The following is an 18,579-nucleotide window of genomic DNA, read 5'->3' on the forward strand; positions in this document are numbered from 1 at the left end:
GATTATCTCAGCTTCAAGGTCGCCAAACCAATCAACACTAGAATGACGGAAATTATCCAGAATCGCACGATGATACGTGGCTCAGGCCAACCTTTTAACTCGTAATGATGATGAATCGGCGCCATCAGAAACACACGTTTTTTGCGCGTTTTGTAGGAACCCACTTGAATGATGACTGAGATGGTTTCCACCACAAAAATACCGCCCATGATCACCAGCACTATTTCTTGCCTGACCAGTACCGCAACAATGCCCAATGCCGCACCCAAGGCCAGTGCACCGACATCGCCCATAAATACCATAGCGGGATAAGCGTTAAACCATAAAAATCCCAAACCGGAACCAACCAGAGCCGCGCAAAACACTACCAATTCACCGGATTTAGGTAGATGTGGAATATGTAAATATTGGGAAAAGTTAACGTGTCCGGATAGATAGGCAAAGATAGCTAAAGCGGCTGCTATCATGACGGTTGGCATAATGGCCAAGCCATCCAGGCCGTCTGTCAGATTGACGGCGTTGCTGGAGCCAACGATGACAAAATAGGTCAACACCACGTAACCCCAGCCCAAATTCAAGGTTACACTTTTGAAAAATGGCACGATAAGCTGCGTTTCTGCCGGTACTTGCGCGGTCTGATACAGGTAAATACCGGCGCTTAGTGCGACTACCGATTGCCAAAAATATTTGGCTTTAGCCGATAAGCCATCGCTGTTCCCTAGCAATACTTTTCGGTAATCATCGATAAAACCGATCACACCATGGGCCAGGGTAACCAGCAAAACCACCCAAATATAGCGATTACTTAGATCCGCACACAATAAAGTACTGGTGGCTACTGCAAACAGAATCATGGCACCACCCATAGTGGGCGTGCCGGACTTGGATAAATGACTTTGTGGACCATCGTCACGCACACTTTGACCAATTTTTTGTCGCGTCAGCTTTTCGATCATAACCGGACCGATTAAGAAGGAAATAATCAGCGCTGTCAGCACACCCAAAATGGCACGAAAGGTCAGATAGTTTAAAACTCTGAAACCGCTGTCTAAACTGATTAGATAGTCTGCAAATAAAAGTATCATTATGCCGCCCTAAAATTGTCTACCAGCGCAGCAACCACATTTTCCATTTTTTGTGCACGCGAGCCTTTAACTAAAATAATTTCCTGACCCGTTATAGCCTGGTCCAAGGTATTGATTAACTGATCTTGTTTATCAAAGAATTGACCATTGTCGCCATAGGCATTGACGGTATGCCTGGCCAATTCACCGGTTGCGAATAGCCTGCTAACCGGCATGCTCTTGATCATTGCCCCCATCTCGGCATGAATTGTGGCGCTGTCGCTACCCAGTTCACCAAAAGCGCCCAGCGCCAACCAAATGGGTTGTTGGCATTGACTGACGGCATCCAGAGCCGCTTGCAATGATGCCGGGTTGGCGTTGTAACTGTCATCTATGATGATATTGCCTTTGCGGCCGACTAAAGCTTGCATACGACCAGTGACAGGCGGCATGCTCTCTAACCCGCGCTTGATAGCCGCTAAATCAATGCCAAACTGAAGCGCGACGGCTGCTGCTGCCAAAGCATTTTTTACGTTGTGATTCCCGGCCAGTTTTAATTCGATACTGACGCCGCCATTTGGCGTTTTTAAATCAAACCGGGTGACAAAGCCTTGTTGATCCAGACGCGATTGAATGTTTTCGGCACGAATATCAGCCGCAGCAGAAAAACCAAAAGATACGGACTTACGTTGTCCGGCTTTTTTCACTAATAATTCGTAAAAAGCGTCATCACGATTGATGACGGCTATGCCATTTGAGCTCAGGCTTTCGATGATCTCGGCTTTAGCGTTGGCAACCCCGAGGATGTTGCCGAAGCCTTCAATATGCGCTGGCCCTATGTTATTAACGATGCTGACAGCAGCTTGCGCATAATGACTGGTGTAGGCAATCTCTCCAGCATGATTTGCGCCCATTTCTATCACGGCAAACTGATGCTCTTCGTTTAAGCGCAATAAAGTCAACGGTACGCCAATATCATTATTCAAGTTACCCTGGGTAAACAAGGTGTTGCCTTGCGTAGCAAAAATCGCCGCTATCATTTCTTTGACGCTGGTTTTACCGTTACTGCCGGTGACACCCGCAATTTTGACAGGCAACTGTTTACGCCAATAGCCGGCTAACTCCGCTAATGCTAAACGAGTGTCGTTAACCAGAATTTGCGGTAATGGACTCGATATAGACTGGCTGACAAGTAAGGCTGCGGCACCGGCTTGCATAGCATTGGCGATAAAATCGTGACCATCAAAATGCTGACCTTTGATGGCGACATACAAATCACCGCAACTCAGCGTGCGAGTGTCTATACCCACGCCACTAATCGTCAGGTCGTTACCCAGCAGACGGCCCTGGACGGCGTTTGCAATGTCGCTTAACTGCAATTTCATGCTTTGGGCTTCCATGTGGCTAATGCCTGTTGCACCACAGCTTGATCACTAAATGGAATTTTGACACCTTTGATCTCCTGATAATTCTCATGGCCTTTACCGGCGATAACGATGCAATCATTTTGAGCTGCTTGGTGTATCACTGTATTAATGGCTAGTGCTCTGTCGTTAATAATGCTGACTTTTTGGGTTACGCAGCCCTGCAAAATATCCTGAATAATTGTCTCCGCTGCTTCTGTACGTGGATTGTCATCAGTGACTATCACATGATCGGCACAACTTTCGGCAATTCGACCCATTTGCGGACGCTTTCCAGTGTCCCGGTCGCCGCCGCAACCGAATACAGCCCATAACTGCCCATTGCCTTTACAACTAAGCAGTACTTTCTCTAATGCATCCGGAGTATGTGCATAATCCACAATCACTGCAGGCTTATCTTGCCCGCCAAATTTTTCCATACGCCCGACTACGGGTTTTAAGTTGGCCAATTGCGCCACGGCTTTAGCAAACGGCCAATCTTGGGCTAGTAATACACACAACACTGTCATGACATTTTGCAGATTAAACGTACCGACTATCGGTGTGCTTGCCTGTGCGGTCTGGCCAGCCCAGTTCACATCAAAAAAAATACCATCCTGGCGATGCTGAACATTGCTGGCTGTCAGGCATTCCGCGCCCGCCACCGTTTGATTCGAAGTACTGAATGTCCAACGCTTTACGTCTTTCTTAACCGCTTGCAATACTTGCGGACTGTTAGGATCATCCAGATTTACAACCACAAACTTTAAAGCCGAATTAGTGAACAAACCCAGCTTGGCTTGTAAATAAGACGCCATGCTGCCGTGATAATCCAGATGGTCTCGGCTTAAATTGGTGAATACAGCGCCTTTAAAATCAACAGCATTAACCCTGCCCTGTTGTAATCCATGGGATGACACCTCCATAGCCACAGCAGATTTTTTTTGTTCTACAAACTTAAGTAGCATTTTCTGTACAGCCACAGCATCCGGGGTGGTGTTTGCAGTGTCCTGTAATTGCCCAAGCTCGCCCCAGCCTAATGTGCCGATAACGCCACAGCCGGTTAAGGCTTGCGCGATCAACTGGCTACATGTGGTCTTGCCATTGGTACCCGTTACGCCTATCACATCAAGCTGTCGCGAGGGATATTGATAAAAGCGTGCTGCAATTTCACCCAGTTGTTGAGATAAATCTCTTATCGGCATCGCTATAAAACCTGCGGTTTTATGTTGCGGCTGTTTAAATCCTGCAGGATCGTAAATTACTGCAATCGCACCATTTTTGATGGCCTGATCGACATAGTTAAGTCCATGCTGCAACGCACCATTCAAGGCAATAAACAAATCACCCTGTTTTGCGAATCTGCTGTCCAGACATAGCCCACTGCATTCGATATCAGTATCGACTTCAACTATGCTATTTAATAATGCGCTTAGCTTCATTCTTTGGTCAGCAATAAGGGCATAGTGTCCATGCCATCCGGTTCTACACCGTAAATACGTAATGCACCTGCCATCACTCGGGAAAATGCAGGCGCAGCCACCAAACCACCGTAATATTGTCCGGTGGTAGGCTCATCGACGACGACAGCAATCACAAAACGCGGATTGCTAGCTGGCGCCATACCAACGAATACCGATAAATATTTATCGTGGGTATAACCACCAGTTGCAGAGGCTTTTTTTACTGTGCCGGTTTTACCAGCAACTCGATAACCCTCTACTCTGGCTTGATAAGCTGTACCTTGTTTGCTAATAACACGCTCCAACATGGCTCTAATACTTCGCGCTGTTTCCGGTTTGAAGATCTGTTTTGCATCCGGATCTTCATCGCGCTTTAATAATGAAACAGAATGTACGATACCGTCATCCGCAATGGCCGTATAAGCCCTGGCTAGTTGCAAAACCGAGGTCGATACACCGTAACCGAATGACAAAATGGCCTGATCAAATTCATGCCAGCCCTGGTAATCCAGTAACGAGCCACTGGCTTCGCCAGGAAAACCAACACCCGCCGAGTTCCCGAATCCAAGACTGTTATAGATGCCCCAAAAATATTCCGGCGGCATGCTCATCGCAAGCTTGGTGACTGCGATGTTGCTGGATTTTTGCAACACCAGCGTCAAGTCCAGCGTGCCGTAATTATGTACGTCTTTCACAACGTTTCTGCCGACGTGATACACACCATGAGTTTCAATCATTGCATTTGGCGCCACATATCCGCCATCGAGTGCAGCGGCTACCACAAATGGTTTGACCGTCGACCCCGGTTCGAAACTATCCACCATGGCTCGATTACGATAGCGATTACTGCGCAATTCTTTTCTGTTGTTCGGATTAAAGGCCGGCTGGCTGACTGAAGCCAGTACATCACCATTTTTTGCATCTAAAACCACCAGTGAAGCCGAATGCGCCTTATGATTAAGTACAGCTGTTTGCAATTCCCGATAGGCCAGATATTGAATCCGCTCATCTATGGTTAAAACTAAATCCTGTCCGGGCACCGCTTCCTTGATGTTTTCCACGTCTTTGATGATGTGGCCTTTGCCATCTTTTATGACGCGTTTTTTACCAGGGTTACCGCGCAAAATGTGTTCATAACCGCGCTCCATGCCTTCTTGACCGATATCGTCGATATTTGTGAAGCCTAGTAAATGCCCCGCTGTTGCGCCGGCTGGGTAATAGCGCTTGAACGCACGCTCAAAATAAACCCCGGTAATTTCCAACGCTTTAATCTTTTCGGCTAAATCCGGGTTGATTTGACGTTTCACGTAAACAAATCGCTTGCCGGCTTCTTTCTTTAAGAATGCATCAAAATCTTTGCTGGGCATGCCAAGTATTTTGGCCATTTCCCCAAGTTTTTCTCTGTCACCGTCTTTTATTTGACGCATGTTCATCCAGATTGATTGCACTGGAGTACTGATCGCCAACGGCTCACCGTTACGATCTTTAATTTGTCCACGATAAGCTGAAACATCAACAACGCTGACATGTTGCAAATTCCCTTTGTCTTTTAAAAATACTCTATCAAGCACCTGTAAATACACGGCGCGTCCCGACAACACCAACATCGCAGTTGACATGATTCCCAACAGCAAATATCGCCTGACGGGAAAGTCTAGCGATGGCTGTATGGTTGTCCTGACTCCAGTCGAAATACGCATTAGGGTTTGATATACACAATTTCATTTTGGACCGGCAAAGTCAGCATCAGCCGGTTTCTTGCCTCAACCTCGACCCGCGTCTCTTCGGTAAGCGTGGTCAGCTCCAGCTGCAATCGCCCCCATTCCACCAGATATTCATCCAGTTGCTTTTCCTTGTTCTGAACTTCAATAAACAACAGTCTTGACTGATATTTACTGTAAATAACGGCCACAGCCGACAGCATCAACATGGCAATTAAAATACTCAGAAAAATGGTTTTTATGGCGGCCATTAAATTTTCTCAGCCACCCGCATAATCGCGCTTCGGGCTCTTGGGTTTTGCTTTATTTCTTGTTGTTGAGCGCGTATCGATTTACCCACTTTTTTTAATAAGCCTTTTGCAATATCCTGTTCTTTTATCGGCAATTTACCGGGATCATGCTTGTGACCGGACTCGCTCCTGATAAAGCGTTTTACAATTCGATCTTCCAATGAATGAAATGCAATGACGACTAAGCGCCCACCCGGAACCAAAACCTCAACCGATTGTTTTAAAACAGCTTTAACCTGCTCCAACTCCTGATTAATTTCAATCCGGATGGCTTGGAAACTCCGCGTAGCCGGATGCTTGTATTTATCTTTAAAAGGCACACAATCTTCAATTAACTTTGCCAACTGCAAAGTGGTTTGCAATGGCTGTTTTTGTCGTTGCTCGACGATTGCCCTCGCAATACGTCTGGCAAAGCGCTCTTCGCCGTATTCAAACAACACTTTAATCAGATCCTGTTCTGCGACCTGAGCTAAATACTGAGCGGCGGTTATCCCTTGACTGGTATCCATGCGCATATCTAAGGGGCCATCGCGTAAAAAACTAAAGCCACGTTCGGCACTATCCAGTTGGGGCGACGAAACGCCTAAATCCATCAAAACGCCATCTATCTGGCCGAAATAACCTAATTGTTCTACGGCTTTTGCCAGCTCTGCAAAACTTGCGTGGTGTAGGCTAAAGCGCTCATCCAGCAATAATTGTTGAGCTTGATGACTGTTGATAGCCTCAATATCTCGATCAAATGCCAGTAAACGCCCAGACTCGCCCAGCTGCTGCAAAACACCAGCGCTATGACCACCGCGACCGAAGGTGCAGTCTATGTAAACGCCATTAGCTTTAACGTTTAGGCTGGCCAAAGCCTCCTCAAATAAAACAGGCTGATGCGGCGGCATGCTGATCAAAATGATATATTGCCGAGCTCTTCCAGACCCTCGGTATCACTACCGTCCAACCACTCTTGTTCTTTTGCCTCCCAACTACTATCACTCCAAATTTCAAATTTATTTAGCTGTCCAACTAGAAAAATATGCTTTTCCATCCCAGCAAATTCACGCAATTTTTCCGGTAGCAATAATCGTCCCTGCGCATCCATTTCGCATTCTGTGGCATGCCCAATAACAAAACGGCGCAGCTTACCTGCCATTTTATTGAGGGTTGGTAACTTGCTGATGGTTTGCTCAAGCTTTTCCCATTCCGGCAGTGGATAGAGCCATAAACAGCCAGGCTCCCCGATACACTTGTCATCGACGGCAACGGTTACAACCATCTGGCGGTCGCAGCATTCCTGTAACTCCTCCCGATATCGGGTAGGAATTGCAATGCGCCCTTTCGCATCCAAATTGATCGAACTTATGCCTCGGAACAAAACCTGCCTCAATTAAATCTAAAAAAACCCTTTTTAACCACTTTACATCATTTTTAAACCACTATAGTTTTCAATACAGGCTTAGTCAAGAGGCTTTCAGATTAAAATCTTTCTTTTTCTACAACGACTTACGAATTATTTGCAGATACAGAAAACTGTCGAATATTTAAAAAGATAAAGTTGATTTGTTTCAGCTGCTTAATCGTTTTTTTTGAAGTGATGTGTATCTAAGTTAATAGAACTTTTTTTGATGGTTATTTTGCCAAAATGAAGGCTGCATAACAGTTTTTGAATACCAACCTGTGATAGATCAATAGTGGGATTTTTTTTCAGCGCAACAGATGAGCTAAAGCAGTAAACCGCTTAATTTTCCGGCTTTTGATCGCGAGCCAACAGATTTTGTACGGCTTGTTTCGGTGGGAGATTATTGAATAAGACCTGGTAAATTTGTTCAGTAATCGGCATCTCAACCTGGTGTTTTTTTGCCAAAAGATAAGCTTCGCGAGCGGCGTAGACACCCTCTACTGACTGATCAATTTCTTGAGCCGCCTGCTCCAGGGTTTTACCTTGACCCAAGGCCAGGCCAAGGCGACGGTTTCGGGATTGATTGTCAGTGCAGGTTAAAATTAAGTCACCCAACCCAGCCAACCCCATGAAAGTATCAGGCTGCCCACCTAATACGATACCTAAACGCATAATCTCAGTTAAGCCACGGGTAATTAATGCCGCGCGGGTATTGGCGCCAAAGCCTAGCCCATCAGCTATGCCGGCCGCAATGGCAAGCACGTTTTTACAAGCTCCGCCTACTTGTACGCCAATAATGTCTCTACTGGTGTAGACTCTGAAACGATGATTATGAAATAAAGCAGCAACTTGCGTCGCAAATACGTCAGATTTGGATGCCACTGTAATAGCTGTCGGCAAACCATCCGCAACTTCACGGGCAAATGTCGGGCCGGAAAGGGCTGCAGTTAAAGTATCTTGTCCAAGTATTTCAACCACCACCTCACTCAGCAGCGCCCCCTGAACACGATCAAAACCTTTGCTGGCCCAAGCTATTTGCTTAGGATGCTGTAAAATAGGCTTGATGTTTTGCAGGGTTACCCGGAACGCATGACTGGGTACAGATAGCAGCACAAACGAGCTGAAACTGACGCATTCTTGCAAGTCGCTAGTGACTCTTAAATTGGATGGAAAGGCAGCGCCAGACAGGTAGCGCTGATTCTCTGCCATCTGCTGCAGCACTTGAATATGCTGTGGATTATGCCCCCATAGCAAGGTATTACAACCATTTCTCGCGGCTTGTATCGCTAAAGCGGTGCCCCAAGAGCCGGCACCCAGAACGCTGAGTGATGGGGGCATATCAATTAATTAAGCGTTTTTGATTCTGCGGGGCTTTGCTGATTTTGCTGCAAATGCTGCATGTATAGGGCATCAAAATTGACGGGTGCCAGAATCAGCTGCGGAAACCCACCTTTGTTAACTAGGTCCGAGACTGCTTCACGGGCATAAGGAAATAGAATGTTTGGACAAAAGCTGCCTAACATGGGCCCCATTTCCTGCTCTGCAAAACCAGAGATGGTAAAAATGCCGGCCTGATTAATTTCAACCAGATAAGCTGTGGCTTCGCCAATTTTGACCGTGACAGTAATAGTCAAGGAAATCTCAAACATCGAGTTTTCTAAAGTTTCGACATGAGTACCAAGATTCAAGTCAAGTGCCGGCTCCCATTTTTGGGTGAAAATTTGCGGAGAATTGGGGGTTTCGAAAGAAATATCTTTAGTGTAGATTTTCTGGATAGCGAATTGCTTTTCGCTAGCTGCATTTGTTTCTGCCATGACTCAGTACCAGGGGTTGTTTAAATTAATTGTTATTTACTGCTTTTTTTGATCGGGAGCTTATTTTCTTCCCAAGATTGCATGCCGCCAGTCATGGTAAATAACTGATCAAAACCAGCTTTGGCCAAGGTTTTGCAGGCAGGAACCGATCGTGCGCCGGTCTGACAGACCACGACTAAAGGGCTTGTTTTGTATTTTTCCAACGTGGGAAGCTTGCCTTCTATTCCGTCAAGCGGAATGTTAATTGCATTTTCTATGTGGCTTTTAACGAATTCATTTGCTTCTCGCACATCAATTATCACTGTCTTGTCGTCATTCATTTTAGTGACAGCTATCAGGGGAGAAATTGCTTCGAAACTGTTGAAAGAGTTAGATATCAAATCCTGAATTAGCAAAAAAATTACGCAAACTAGCGCAAATGCAAGTAAATAGTGATTGGTGATAAATTCTATATATTGGTCCATTGCAGCTTTTAATGGGTTGATTTTGGAAAAATTAGGATTCGCAAAAAATAGTGCGCATCATTTTAATTAAATGAATCACACGCTTGTCGTCGATAAAGTAAAAAACACGGTTGGCATCTTTTTTAAAATCCAGAATACCTTTGTCGCGCAGTATCGCCAAATGCTGTGAAATATTGCTTTGACTAGTACCCACTTGCTCAACGATATCTTGGACGCTGATAGATTGATCTCCAAGAACGCAAAGAATCTTCAGTCGTAATGGATGGGACATGGCTTTCAGGCAGCGTGCAGCCCGATTAATGTCGTTATCATGGTAAAGAATGTGATCTTCGTTATCTTCCATATTATTCATCATTAGATTTTAAATGTGCCTTCAATTCAGTGCCATTTTCACGCTACGCTAGCAAACGCCTACTGTATAATGACAAACAATCCAAGTGAATTTATCGCTTGAGTCGCCACAAAAGGTCAGCAAATCTAACAGAGTGAGCCTTAATGTTCAATAGCTGACCCTGATTGGGTCAATATTTGATGAGTTTAACTTGTCTATACAACAAAAGTGACGACAACCCAAAAATTTACAAAACCTTTGGAGTTTAAAACTATGGCTAATCGACCGAAACCTTTGGTATTGCTGATATTAGATGGCTTTGGCCTTAGAGCAGAGCGCGATAACAATGCTATCGCATTAGCATCGACGCCCTGTTGGGATAAGTTGCAACTTGACTATCCGATGACAGCGCTTGACTGTGCAGGCGATGTGGTGGGATTACCCGGCGATCAAATGGGAAATTCCGAGGTAGGCCATCTACATATTGGTGGGGGGCGATTATTGCGTCAAGAATTAACCCGGGTCAGCCATGAAATTGAAACCGGCGCGTTTTTTAATAATCCGGCACTTTGTCGTGCGGTAGATGAAGCGATTCAAAAAGACAAAGCGCTGCACATCATGGGTTTATTGTCTCCTGGCGGCGTACACAGCCACGAAAAACAGATCATGGCTATGATCGAATTGGCAGCAAAACGCGGGTTGAAAAAAATTTACTTACATGCCTTTTTAGACGGCCGGGACGTACCACCCAGAAGTGCTGAAGCGTCGCTCAAGTTAGCCGAGGACACTTTTAAAAAACTGGGAACAGGTCGTATCGCCTCGGTGAGCGGACGTTTTTACGCCATGGATAGAGATAACCGCTGGGAGCGCGTTCAGGTTGCTTATAATTTAATTGCTAAAGGCGAAGCGCAATACACGACGCAATCGGCGCAAGAAGCTTTGGCCACAGCGTATCTGCGAGATGAAAATGATGAGTTTGTCACCCCAACTGCCATTTTAGATGCAAATGGTCAAGCCGCTGTTCTCGACAAAGACGATTCGATAGTGTTTATGAATTTTCGCGCCGACCGGGCAAGAGAAATATCACAGGCCATCACCAATCCGGATTTCGATAAATTTGAACGTGGCTGCGAGCCACTGCAAGGCTGTTACGCAACATTAACCGAATACCATCAGGATTTCGATTACCCTGTCGCCTACCCCTCTATTGATGTAAAAAACAGCATAGGCGAAGTATTATCAAATCTGGGCTTGAAACAATTGCGACTGGCAGAAACCGAAAAATATGCCCATGTAACTTTCTTCCTCAGCGGCGGACGAGATGCGCCTTTCGAAGGCGAAGACCGTATTTTGGTACCCTCACCAAAAGTTAAAACCTATGACATGCAGCCGGAAATGAGTGCGCCGGAAGTCACTGAGCATTTGGTTAGCGCCATCACGGGCGGAAAGTACGATGTGATTATCTGCAATTACGCCAATTGCGATATGGTTGGGCATACTGGAAAACTGGATGCTGCTATTAAAGCAGTGGAAACCGTAGACAGCTGCCTGGGAGAAATCGTCACTGCTCTTAACAAAGTAGGTGGACAGATGCTATTAACTGCCGATCATGGCAATATCGAGCAAATGCTGGACGAGGAAACCGGTCAGCCACATACCGCACACACCATGAACTTAGTACCATTAGTTCATGTCGGTGGCAGTAAGCCATTATTGGAAGGCGGCAGTCTGGCCGATTTGGCACCCACCATGCTGGCAATATTAGGCGTACAACAACCGGTGGAAATGACAGGTCGCTCTTTGATCGGACAGTAATGAAACACCGCTTTTCTGTTTGGCTTTTGTGTGTAGGCATCAGTCCAGCCCCATGGGCTGAGACTGATGCCGAAAAAACGCATGAATTGGCTGAGGTGCATGCCGAAAGACAGCGAGTTGACGCTGCTGTTAAAAAGCTGGCATTGGAAAAGTCAGCTCAGCTAGAGCAATTAAGAAAACTTGAGAAGCAGTACGGCGATCAGATTAACACTCTGAACAGCCTGAAAGCTGAAATTCAGCAACAAGAAAATACCTTACAGGATGTTAGGAATAAAATCACCACCACGCAAAAAGACATTCAAACACAACGTCGCGGCCTGGAAGGTTTGATTAAATCGGCGCACGCCATGGGTGACAAACAAGGACTGGATGTACTGTTAAACCAGAAAGACGCAGCATTATCGGGGCGAATGCTGGCGTACTACAATTACATTAGTAAAGCGCGGGTAGAGAAGCTGAATGCCATTCAGGATGACATGTTAGCTTTAAAACAATTGGAATCTCAAAAAGATACGGAAAACCAATTGTTGCAAGTATCGCTGGAAAAGAAACAGCAGGAAACTGATGAATTACAAGCACTAAAAGATCAGCGCGAAAAGCTGTTAACTCAGATAGATCATAACTACGCTTTAAAGCAGCAGGAATTGACCAATCTGATACATGATGAAAAAAAATTAGAAGCCTTGCTGGCATCATTACAAAAAACTGATGATAATGCCGAGCAATTGCCCCCGCCAGAACCGATCGTTGAAAAATCGCCTCCTGCTGCAGCTGTCAAGCAGCCGAGGCCAGAAGTTCAGCCTAAATCGATTGAGCGACCAAAAACCATAGCAGCGCCAAAAAAAGAGATTCAGACAGGCATAGCATTTGCCGCATTACAAGGTAAATTGCCTTGGCCTGTGCAGGGCGCGATAGTGGAACGCTTTGGTAGTCGGCGGTTTGAAACGACTTGGGATGGTACGGTTATCGCCGCACGGGAAGGCGCCGCCATTCATGCTGTGGCTACGGGGCGAGTCGTTTATGCTGATTGGCTGCGAGGATATGGCTTAATGATCATTGTTGATCATGGCAAAGGCTTTATGAGCTTATATGCTTTTAATCAAAGCTTACATAAAAGTCTCGGTGAATATGTTAGAGCTGGCGAGACTTTGGCCTCGGTAGGACGAAGCGGGGGACGTTCGCGTGCCGCGCTTTATTTTGGCATACGTAAGAAAGGAAAGGCCGTTAATCCGGAAAAATGGTGTCGAAAGCCAGGAAAGGGTTGATTTTTTAGGAAACAGGTTGTTGGAGTTTTAAAACACATGCGGAAAAAAACAAATATTTTAATTTTATTAGTCGGATTCATGCTCGGCGCCATGGTCAGTGTCTGTACCAGTGTGCTGGCGGAAAAAGAATCACCCGTTTCTTTGCAATCAGACGATATGCAATCGTTGCCATTTGACGAATTGCGGACATTCACGGAAATTTTCGGCCGCATCAAACAAGATTATGTCGAACCCGTCTCGGACAAAAAACTGCTGGAAGATGCAATTCGCGGCATGCTGACAGGTTTGGATCCGCATTCTGCTTACTTGGCGGATGAAGAATATAAAGAATTGCAGGAAGGTACTACAGGACAATTCGGCGGCTTAGGCATCGAAGTCGGCATGGAAAACGGCTTTGTCAAAGTTGTTTCTCCCATTGACGACACCCCTGCACAAAAAGCCGGCATTAAAGCGGGCGATTTGATTGTGCGTCTCGATGAAAGACCCGTCAAAGGCATGACACTTGGAGAAGCCGTCAAACTGATGCGTGGCGAACCCGGCAGCCAAATCGTATTGACCGTGATTCGTGAAGGCGAGGAAGCCCCGCTAAAATTTGAAATAACCCGCGACATTATTAAAGTCAAAAGCGTCAAAAGTCGCCTATTGGAAAAAGACTACGGTTATCTGCGTATAAGCAGCTTCCAGTCCGGCACCGGCGAGGGCTTGATTGAGGCTATCGATAATTTGAAAAAAGAAAACGAAACACCTTTAAAAGGTATCGTGCTGGATTTGCGTAATAATCCCGGCGGCGTACTGAATGCAGCGGTAGACGTAAGCGATGCATTTATCGAATCCGGCTTGATCGTTTACACCGAAGGTCGGATCAAAAACTCTGAAATGCGCTTTAACGCTACCGCAGATGATGTTTTAAATGGTGCTCCGATTGTAGTGTTGATCAATGGCGGCTCGGCTTCAGCTTCTGAAATTGTGGCGGGCGCTTTACAGGATCACAAACGCGCCATTATCATGGGTGAAAAATCCTTTGGTAAAGGCTCGGTGCAAACCATACTCCCCACCAGCAATGGCGGCGCCGTTAAACTGACCACTGCACGATATTACACGCCGTCCGGCCGTTCGATTCAAGCGGAAGGTATTGAGCCTGATGTAACGCTGGCGCGAGTGAAGCTGGAAACACTGGATAAATCCAAATTCGAATCGATCAAAGAAGCTGACTTGTCTGGCCATTTAACCAATGGCAACAAAACGGATAGCAAATCGGCGGATGAAGATCAGTCTGATGAAAAAGATACCGAGGATAAAGACGCAGATCCAAGCAAAGCAGAGACCGATGTGCGCGATTATCCGCTGCATGAGGCTTTAAATCTGCTCAAAGGTGTTAGCATTATGAAAAGTAGATAAGCTTAAAGCACAATAAAAAACCGGCTGACCATTAGGTTAGCCGGTTTTTTTATGCCAAGCATGGATGAGTAGTTATCGAGTTAACGCTGGATAAATCTGACAAAATCAGATCTATTTGTCTCGCGCAATAATATGTTCCAGCCTGGTTTTGGCTGCTATGCCAAATTCCGAATCAGGTTCTTTTTGTATGATCTGCTGCAATACGGACTGGCTAGTCTGTTCCAAAAGATCAATCGCTTTAAATCGGACTGCAGCGTGGTATGCGGATAAAGCTGCCAATTCTGTAAGATAGTTATTGGCATTATTTAGTAGCTTGAGTATGACTTTTTCCGGATCTTCGGTAAGTAGGTCCCGCACCAAATTGCCATATTGCTCTTGCAGCCGAATTACATCCCGCCTATCCATTTTTTTGGGTTCGGTAGGATCGTCGCAGCAACCCATTTCAGGACTCCAATACCAATAATTTTTGGCTGTCCAGCAATTCTTGCAAATCAAACTCACAGCCTCCACAGCCGGAGGCGGCTCCGGTAATGCGAGATATTCTGTCCATATCGACGACCCCTTCGCTGATCAGTGCTTGAATCTGGCCGACAGTAGTACCACTGCAGCCACAAATTACATTGTTTTTCAGTTCATCAATCATAGGAAAAACCTACCCCCTAAAACATCAAGCTGTTTTAAAAAATCTTCTACAAAAACAACCCATCAATCGGCGAAGAGGCCGAAGCAAATCGCTTGCGCGGCATACGGCCGGCTAGAAATGCTTCGCGACCGGCTTCGATGCCTTTTTTCATCGCTGACGCCATCAATACCGGATTTTTGGCAGCCGCAATCGCAGTGTTCATCAACACGCCGTCACAACCCAATTCCATCGCCATCGCCGCATCAGATGCGGTGCCAACGCCGGCATCGACCAAAATTGGCACGCGGGCATTTTCAACGATGGTCAAAATATTGTATGGATTACGAATCCCTAAGCCTGAGCCAATCGGGGCAGCCAGTGGCATCACCGCTATACAGCCGATTTCTTCCAAGCGCTTGGCCGCAATTGGGTCGTCGTTGGTATAGACCATGACATCGAAACCGTCTTTCACCAATATTTCGGCAGCGACGTAAGTTTCGGATACATCCGGAAACAAGGTCAGCTGATCCGCCAATACTTCCAGTTTAACCAGCTTGTGTCCGCCCAGCAGTTCGCGCGCCAAGCGACAGGTGCGCACGGCATCTTCAGCAGTGTAACAACCGGCGGTATTTGGCAAGATGGTGTATTTATCCGGTGAAATCACGTCCAGCAAATTGGGTTCGCCTGGATTTTGACCAATATTGGTGCGACGTATCGCTACCGTAATAATTTCTGCGCCGCTGGCCTCGGTGGCCAGGCGGGTTTCTTCCAGATCTTTGTATTTGCCGCTGCCGACCAACAATCGCGAACGATAATGTTTGCCCGCCAGGGTGAAATAATCGTCCTGCCCACCACCAATGGCTTGCACAATTTCCAGTCTGTCGCCATCTTGTATCGGCTGGGTGGCATGCTGGGTAAATGGTAGGATTTCCTTGTTCAATTCCACCGCAATCCGTTTGCCGGTCAAACCCAAATCGGCTATCACATCAGCGACGGTGCAATTGTCGCTATATTCTCGATTATCTCCATTAACCTGTATTTTCATATTTTAAACCTTGCCTTGTGTTACGGCACGACGTCGTTTTACGGCGTTGGCCAGTTCAAGTAATAATTTGACACTGTCATCCCAGCCCAGGCAAGCATCGGTGATGCTTTGGCCATAAACTAGTGGCTGGTCATCTTGTATATCCTGCCTACCTGCAACCAGATGACTTTCCACCATAGTACCGATGATACGATCATCACCCTGCCCGATTTGTCCAGCCACATCCTGCGACACCAGCATTTGTCTTTCGTATTTTTTCAGACTGTTGGCATGACTAAAGTCGACCATGATATTAGGGCGCAAACCAGCTTTTTGTAACCCCTCCGCCACTTGCTCGACACTCACTTCATCGTAATTAGGTCTGTCGTTACCACCGCGCAAAATGATATGCGCATCTTCGTTGCCACGCGTGGAGAAAATTGCCGAACGGCCCTCTTTGGTCATCGATAAAAAGTGATGCGGACTCATGGCCGCATTAATGGCATCGATGGCAATTTTGATCCCACCGTCGGTGGCATTTTTAAAACCGACTGGGCAGGACAAACCAGAAGCCAGCTCACGATGAACCTGGCTCTCGGTGGTTCGGGCGCCAATAGCCCCCCAGGAAATCAGGTCGGATACATATTGCGGCGTAATCAAATCCAGATATTCAGTGGCTGCTGGCACACCCAAATTATTGACATCCAACAATAATTGCCGGGCCATGTGTAAGCCCTTATTGATATTAAAACTGGCATTCAAATCAGGATCGTTAATCAGCCCTTTCCAACCGACAGTGGTTCGGGGCTTCTCAAAATACACGCGCATCACAATGACCAAATCATCTTGCAACTGATCAATCATGGTTTTTAATTTGCCGGCATACTCGACGGCGGCTTTCGGGTCGTGAATCGAACAAGGGCCAATAATAACCAGCAAGCGATCGTCTTTGCCTGTCAGAATATTGTGAATGGCTGTCCGAGTGCACAATATGGTATCGGCAGCAGCCTGGGTCATTGGGATTTCTTCATGAACCCGAATCGGCGGTACCACTTCCTTGGTTTCACAAATTCTTAAATCATCGGTGTTATAGTTAGTTTGCATGACACTGAGCACTAAGCTTTTAGATAAGCGAAAACATCTATTTTAACCATTTTGCCGACCCGGTGTTACAAACTAATCGCAAAGCCAACATCACGAAACATGAACATGATAAACAACAGACCTATCAAACACTGTCTAACAGTGTGTCTGGCAGAATCGTTTCAGTATACAAAACTGCGGGACAAACTACTCGACACCACCCGTGCACAGGTATTTAGAAATGCATTAATCGTGGACTTTAAGACCGGTTGCTCGGTGATATTTTCCTACGGCGTGGTGGCACATTGGAATGTCAGCCTGGATGACAGACATAATTTGCGTGAAATATTGCTCGAATACGCCAGTAAACCGGATGCAGAACCTCAGGAAGATAATTTCAGTTACGAAGTTGGCTGCCCGCAGGACAGATTTCAGCATGATCATATCGAATTACAATCCGACGACTTTAAAGTGCTGTTAGCTTTATCACATGCCATGGCGCAATCGATCAAACTGGCAGCCTTTGAAGGTCAAGCTATTGATACCATTCGCGCCACCCATTATCTGCCGCAAGCACTAGCACGTGAAGGCATTATCAAGCTGAATCGCAAGGCAATGGCCAAGATTCGCGGCCAGTTGTTTCTCACCAAAAGCGACATCATCCTGAATTACGATTTGCTGGATACCCCGGAGTTTTTCTGGGAGCACCCCGAGTACCAACATATTTATTCCATGGCCGCCAATTACCTGGAAATTCGCCAGCGTACGGACGTATTATCCAAGAAACTGGAAACTATTCATGAACTGTTGGAAATGCTGGCCGACGAACAAAAACATCAACATTCCTCTGCGCTGGAATGGATCATCATCTGGCTAATTGCTGTGGAGATTGTGATGTCTTTGCTGGATAAGTTATTGTAAGACTTTAGCGTAGAACTAAGGCCATCAAACCATAAGCTAGTCCAACAACACATAGGCGATTTTTTGAACATACGAAATTAAAATACCCATCGTTAGTCATAGCCAAGACAATAAATCTTGATTAAAATACTAGGTAAAAGCATAATCATTTTTTATCAATCAGTTACAGAGGTTACTATGGCCGATCCTATTATTTTTTCCGATAGCGCTGCAAGCAAAGTTGCAGGTTTAATTCAGGAAGAGGGTAACGACAATCTCAAGTTACGGGTTTATATCACCGGCGGCGGTTGTTCCGGGTTTCAATATGGCTTTACCTTTGATGAAGAAGTTAACGATGACGACACGCAAATTGAAAATGGCGGCGTCACTGTATTGATCGATTCCATGAGCGTGCAGTATTTAAACGGTGCCGAAATCGATTATAAAGAAGATGTAACCGGAGCTCAGTTTGTGATTCGTAATCCTAATGCGACAACAACCTGTGGTTGCGGATCGTCTTTTTCAGCTTAAAGAT

General features: G+C 46.0%; 20 protein-coding genes. 5 read left to right on the plus strand and 15 right to left on the minus strand.

The features are described 5' to 3' along the window. Positions 1-2 precede the first annotated feature (2 nt). The 11 genes from mraY to A1359_RS18815 all read right to left on the minus strand — a co-directional run bounded on the left by mraY (position 3) and on the right by A1359_RS18815 (position 9,949). On the minus strand, positions 3-1,085 hold the full coding sequence (gene mraY / locus A1359_RS18765; protein ID WP_066986969.1) for a phospho-N-acetylmuramoyl-pentapeptide-transferase: 1,083 nt from the start codon (positions 1,083-1,085) through the stop codon (positions 3-5). Then, on the minus strand, positions 1,085-2,449 hold the full coding sequence (locus tag A1359_RS18770) for a UDP-N-acetylmuramoyl-tripeptide--D-alanyl-D-alanine ligase (RefSeq protein ID WP_066987041.1): 1,365 nt from the start codon (positions 2,447-2,449) through the stop codon (positions 1,085-1,087). The genes mraY and A1359_RS18770 overlap by 1 nt, the downstream gene beginning before the upstream one ends. Next, complete coding sequence (locus tag A1359_RS18775) at positions 2,446-3,909, minus strand: UDP-N-acetylmuramoyl-L-alanyl-D-glutamate--2,6-diaminopimelate ligase (protein WP_066986970.1); 1,464 nt, start codon at positions 3,907-3,909, stop codon at positions 2,446-2,448. The genes A1359_RS18770 and A1359_RS18775 overlap by 4 nt, the downstream gene beginning before the upstream one ends. Then, entirely contained in the window at positions 3,906-5,630 is a 1,725-nt protein-coding gene (locus A1359_RS18780) for a peptidoglycan D,D-transpeptidase FtsI family protein (RefSeq protein WP_066986973.1), read from the minus strand. The genes A1359_RS18775 and A1359_RS18780 overlap by 4 nt, the downstream gene beginning before the upstream one ends. Then, positions 5,630-5,902 (minus strand): cell division protein FtsL, encoded by a 273-nt coding sequence (gene ftsL, locus A1359_RS18785; RefSeq protein ID WP_066986976.1) that lies wholly within the window; start codon positions 5,900-5,902, stop codon positions 5,630-5,632. The genes A1359_RS18780 and ftsL overlap by 1 nt, the downstream gene beginning before the upstream one ends. Beyond that, entirely contained in the window at positions 5,902-6,831 is a 930-nt protein-coding gene (gene rsmH, locus A1359_RS18790) for a 16S rRNA (cytosine(1402)-N(4))-methyltransferase RsmH (RefSeq protein WP_066986978.1), read from the minus strand. The genes ftsL and rsmH overlap by 1 nt, the downstream gene beginning before the upstream one ends. 5 nt (positions 6,832-6,836) lie before the next feature. After that, positions 6,837-7,304 (minus strand): division/cell wall cluster transcriptional repressor MraZ, encoded by a 468-nt coding sequence (mraZ, locus tag A1359_RS18795; RefSeq protein WP_066986981.1) that lies wholly within the window; start codon positions 7,302-7,304, stop codon positions 6,837-6,839. 363 nt (positions 7,305-7,667) lie between these two features. Then, complete coding sequence (locus tag A1359_RS18800) at positions 7,668-8,666, minus strand: NAD(P)H-dependent glycerol-3-phosphate dehydrogenase (protein WP_066986984.1); 999 nt, start codon at positions 8,664-8,666, stop codon at positions 7,668-7,670. A gap of 5 nt (positions 8,667-8,671) precedes the next feature. Further along, positions 8,672-9,142, minus strand: a complete 471-nt coding sequence (secB, locus tag A1359_RS18805) for a protein-export chaperone SecB (RefSeq protein WP_066986987.1) — start codon at positions 9,140-9,142, stop codon at positions 8,672-8,674. A 32-nt stretch (positions 9,143-9,174) separates the two neighbouring features. Beyond that, positions 9,175-9,606, minus strand: a complete 432-nt coding sequence (locus tag A1359_RS18810; RefSeq protein ID WP_066986990.1) for a rhodanese-like domain-containing protein — start codon at positions 9,604-9,606, stop codon at positions 9,175-9,177. A 31-nt stretch (positions 9,607-9,637) separates the two neighbouring features. After that, the gene (locus A1359_RS18815) at positions 9,638-9,949 is read right to left on the minus strand and encodes an ArsR/SmtB family transcription factor (RefSeq protein ID WP_066987044.1); all 312 of its coding nucleotides are present in this window, start codon (positions 9,947-9,949) and stop codon (positions 9,638-9,640) included. Positions 9,950-10,210: 261 nt separating this feature from the next. Here A1359_RS18815 and gpmI point away from each other — a divergent pair, with 261 nt between their 5' ends. The 3 genes from gpmI to A1359_RS18830 are packed head-to-tail and all read left to right on the plus strand — an operon-like array spanning position 10,211 to position 14,415. Then, positions 10,211-11,752, plus strand: coding sequence for a 2,3-bisphosphoglycerate-independent phosphoglycerate mutase (gene gpmI / locus A1359_RS18820; RefSeq protein WP_066986993.1), 1,542 nt, complete (start codon positions 10,211-10,213; stop codon positions 11,750-11,752). After that, on the plus strand, positions 11,752-13,017 hold the full coding sequence (locus A1359_RS18825) for a murein hydrolase activator EnvC family protein (RefSeq protein WP_066986996.1): 1,266 nt from the start codon (positions 11,752-11,754) through the stop codon (positions 13,015-13,017). The genes gpmI and A1359_RS18825 overlap by 1 nt, the downstream gene beginning before the upstream one ends. Before the next feature lie 36 nt (positions 13,018-13,053). Next, positions 13,054-14,415 (plus strand): S41 family peptidase, encoded by a 1,362-nt coding sequence (locus tag A1359_RS18830; protein WP_066986999.1) that lies wholly within the window; start codon positions 13,054-13,056, stop codon positions 14,413-14,415. Between the two features lie 111 nt (positions 14,416-14,526). Here A1359_RS18830 and A1359_RS18835 read toward each other — a convergent pair whose 3' ends face one another. From A1359_RS18835 to aroG, 4 genes are read right to left on the minus strand one after another with little or no spacing between them, the layout of a single operon-like run. Continuing rightward, positions 14,527-14,856, minus strand: coding sequence for a hypothetical protein (locus A1359_RS18835; RefSeq protein ID WP_066987002.1), 330 nt, complete (start codon positions 14,854-14,856; stop codon positions 14,527-14,529). Between the two features lies 1 nt (position 14,857). Beyond that, positions 14,858-15,058: a (2Fe-2S)-binding protein gene (locus A1359_RS18840; protein ID WP_066987004.1), complete on the minus strand. Its 201-nt coding sequence runs from the start codon at positions 15,056-15,058 to the stop codon at positions 14,858-14,860. Positions 15,059-15,104: 46 nt separating this feature from the next. Continuing rightward, the gene (gene thiS / locus A1359_RS18845) at positions 15,105-16,082 is read right to left on the minus strand and encodes a sulfur carrier protein ThiS (protein WP_066987007.1); all 978 of its coding nucleotides are present in this window, start codon (positions 16,080-16,082) and stop codon (positions 15,105-15,107) included. 3 nt (positions 16,083-16,085) lie between these two features. After that, positions 16,086-17,165 (minus strand): 3-deoxy-7-phosphoheptulonate synthase AroG, encoded by a 1,080-nt coding sequence (gene aroG, locus A1359_RS18850; RefSeq protein WP_066987009.1) that lies wholly within the window; start codon positions 17,163-17,165, stop codon positions 16,086-16,088. A 105-nt stretch (positions 17,166-17,270) separates the two neighbouring features. Here aroG and A1359_RS18855 point away from each other — a divergent pair, with 105 nt between their 5' ends. Then, complete coding sequence (locus A1359_RS18855) at positions 17,271-18,065, plus strand: RMD1 family protein (protein WP_066987048.1); 795 nt, start codon at positions 17,271-17,273, stop codon at positions 18,063-18,065. Positions 18,066-18,242: 177 nt separating this feature from the next. Continuing rightward, on the plus strand, positions 18,243-18,575 hold the full coding sequence (erpA, locus tag A1359_RS18860) for an iron-sulfur cluster insertion protein ErpA (RefSeq protein WP_066987012.1): 333 nt from the start codon (positions 18,243-18,245) through the stop codon (positions 18,573-18,575). The last annotated feature ends 4 nt before the right edge of the window (positions 18,576-18,579 follow it).

Source organism: Methylomonas lenta, from assembly GCF_001644015.1.
GTDB lineage: Bacteria > Pseudomonadota > Gammaproteobacteria > Methylococcales > Methylomonadaceae > Methylomonas > Methylomonas lenta.

What these genes read in the sequence shown, in the direction of transcription:
- A1359_RS18815 (WP_066987044.1), bottom strand. Translation starts at nt 9,949, where the DNA reads ATGGAAGATAACGAAGATCACATTCTTTACCATGATAACGACATTAAT.
- A1359_RS18810 (WP_066986990.1), bottom strand. Translation starts at nt 9,606, where the DNA reads ATGGACCAATATATAGAATTTATCACCAATCACTATTTACTTGCATTT.
- rsmH (WP_066986978.1), bottom strand. Translation starts at nt 6,831, where the DNA reads ATGCCGCCGCATCAGCCTGTTTTATTTGAGGAGGCTTTGGCCAGCCTA.
- A1359_RS18825 (WP_066986996.1), top strand. Translation starts at nt 11,752, where the DNA reads ATGAAACACCGCTTTTCTGTTTGGCTTTTGTGTGTAGGCATCAGTCCA.
- A1359_RS18840 (WP_066987004.1), bottom strand. Translation starts at nt 15,058, where the DNA reads ATGATTGATGAACTGAAAAACAATGTAATTTGTGGCTGCAGTGGTACT.
- A1359_RS18780 (WP_066986973.1), bottom strand. Translation starts at nt 5,630, where the DNA reads ATGCGTATTTCGACTGGAGTCAGGACAACCATACAGCCATCGCTAGAC.
- ftsL (WP_066986976.1), bottom strand. Translation starts at nt 5,902, where the DNA reads ATGGCCGCCATAAAAACCATTTTTCTGAGTATTTTAATTGCCATGTTG.
- thiS (WP_066987007.1), bottom strand. Translation starts at nt 16,082, where the DNA reads ATGAAAATACAGGTTAATGGAGATAATCGAGAATATAGCGACAATTGC.
- mraY (WP_066986969.1), bottom strand. Translation starts at nt 1,085, where the DNA reads ATGATACTTTTATTTGCAGACTATCTAATCAGTTTAGACAGCGGTTTC.
- secB (WP_066986987.1), bottom strand. Translation starts at nt 9,142, where the DNA reads ATGGCAGAAACAAATGCAGCTAGCGAAAAGCAATTCGCTATCCAGAAA.
- gpmI (WP_066986993.1), top strand. Translation starts at nt 10,211, where the DNA reads ATGGCTAATCGACCGAAACCTTTGGTATTGCTGATATTAGATGGCTTT.
- A1359_RS18835 (WP_066987002.1), bottom strand. Translation starts at nt 14,856, where the DNA reads ATGGGTTGCTGCGACGATCCTACCGAACCCAAAAAAATGGATAGGCGG.
- erpA (WP_066987012.1), top strand. Translation starts at nt 18,243, where the DNA reads ATGGCCGATCCTATTATTTTTTCCGATAGCGCTGCAAGCAAAGTTGCA.
- A1359_RS18830 (WP_066986999.1), top strand. Translation starts at nt 13,054, where the DNA reads ATGCGGAAAAAAACAAATATTTTAATTTTATTAGTCGGATTCATGCTC.
- A1359_RS18770 (WP_066987041.1), bottom strand. Translation starts at nt 2,449, where the DNA reads ATGAAATTGCAGTTAAGCGACATTGCAAACGCCGTCCAGGGCCGTCTG.
- aroG (WP_066987009.1), bottom strand. Translation starts at nt 17,165, where the DNA reads ATGCAAACTAACTATAACACCGATGATTTAAGAATTTGTGAAACCAAG.
- A1359_RS18855 (WP_066987048.1), top strand. Translation starts at nt 17,271, where the DNA reads ATGATAAACAACAGACCTATCAAACACTGTCTAACAGTGTGTCTGGCA.
- A1359_RS18800 (WP_066986984.1), bottom strand. Translation starts at nt 8,666, where the DNA reads ATGCCCCCATCACTCAGCGTTCTGGGTGCCGGCTCTTGGGGCACCGCT.
- A1359_RS18775 (WP_066986970.1), bottom strand. Translation starts at nt 3,909, where the DNA reads ATGAAGCTAAGCGCATTATTAAATAGCATAGTTGAAGTCGATACTGAT.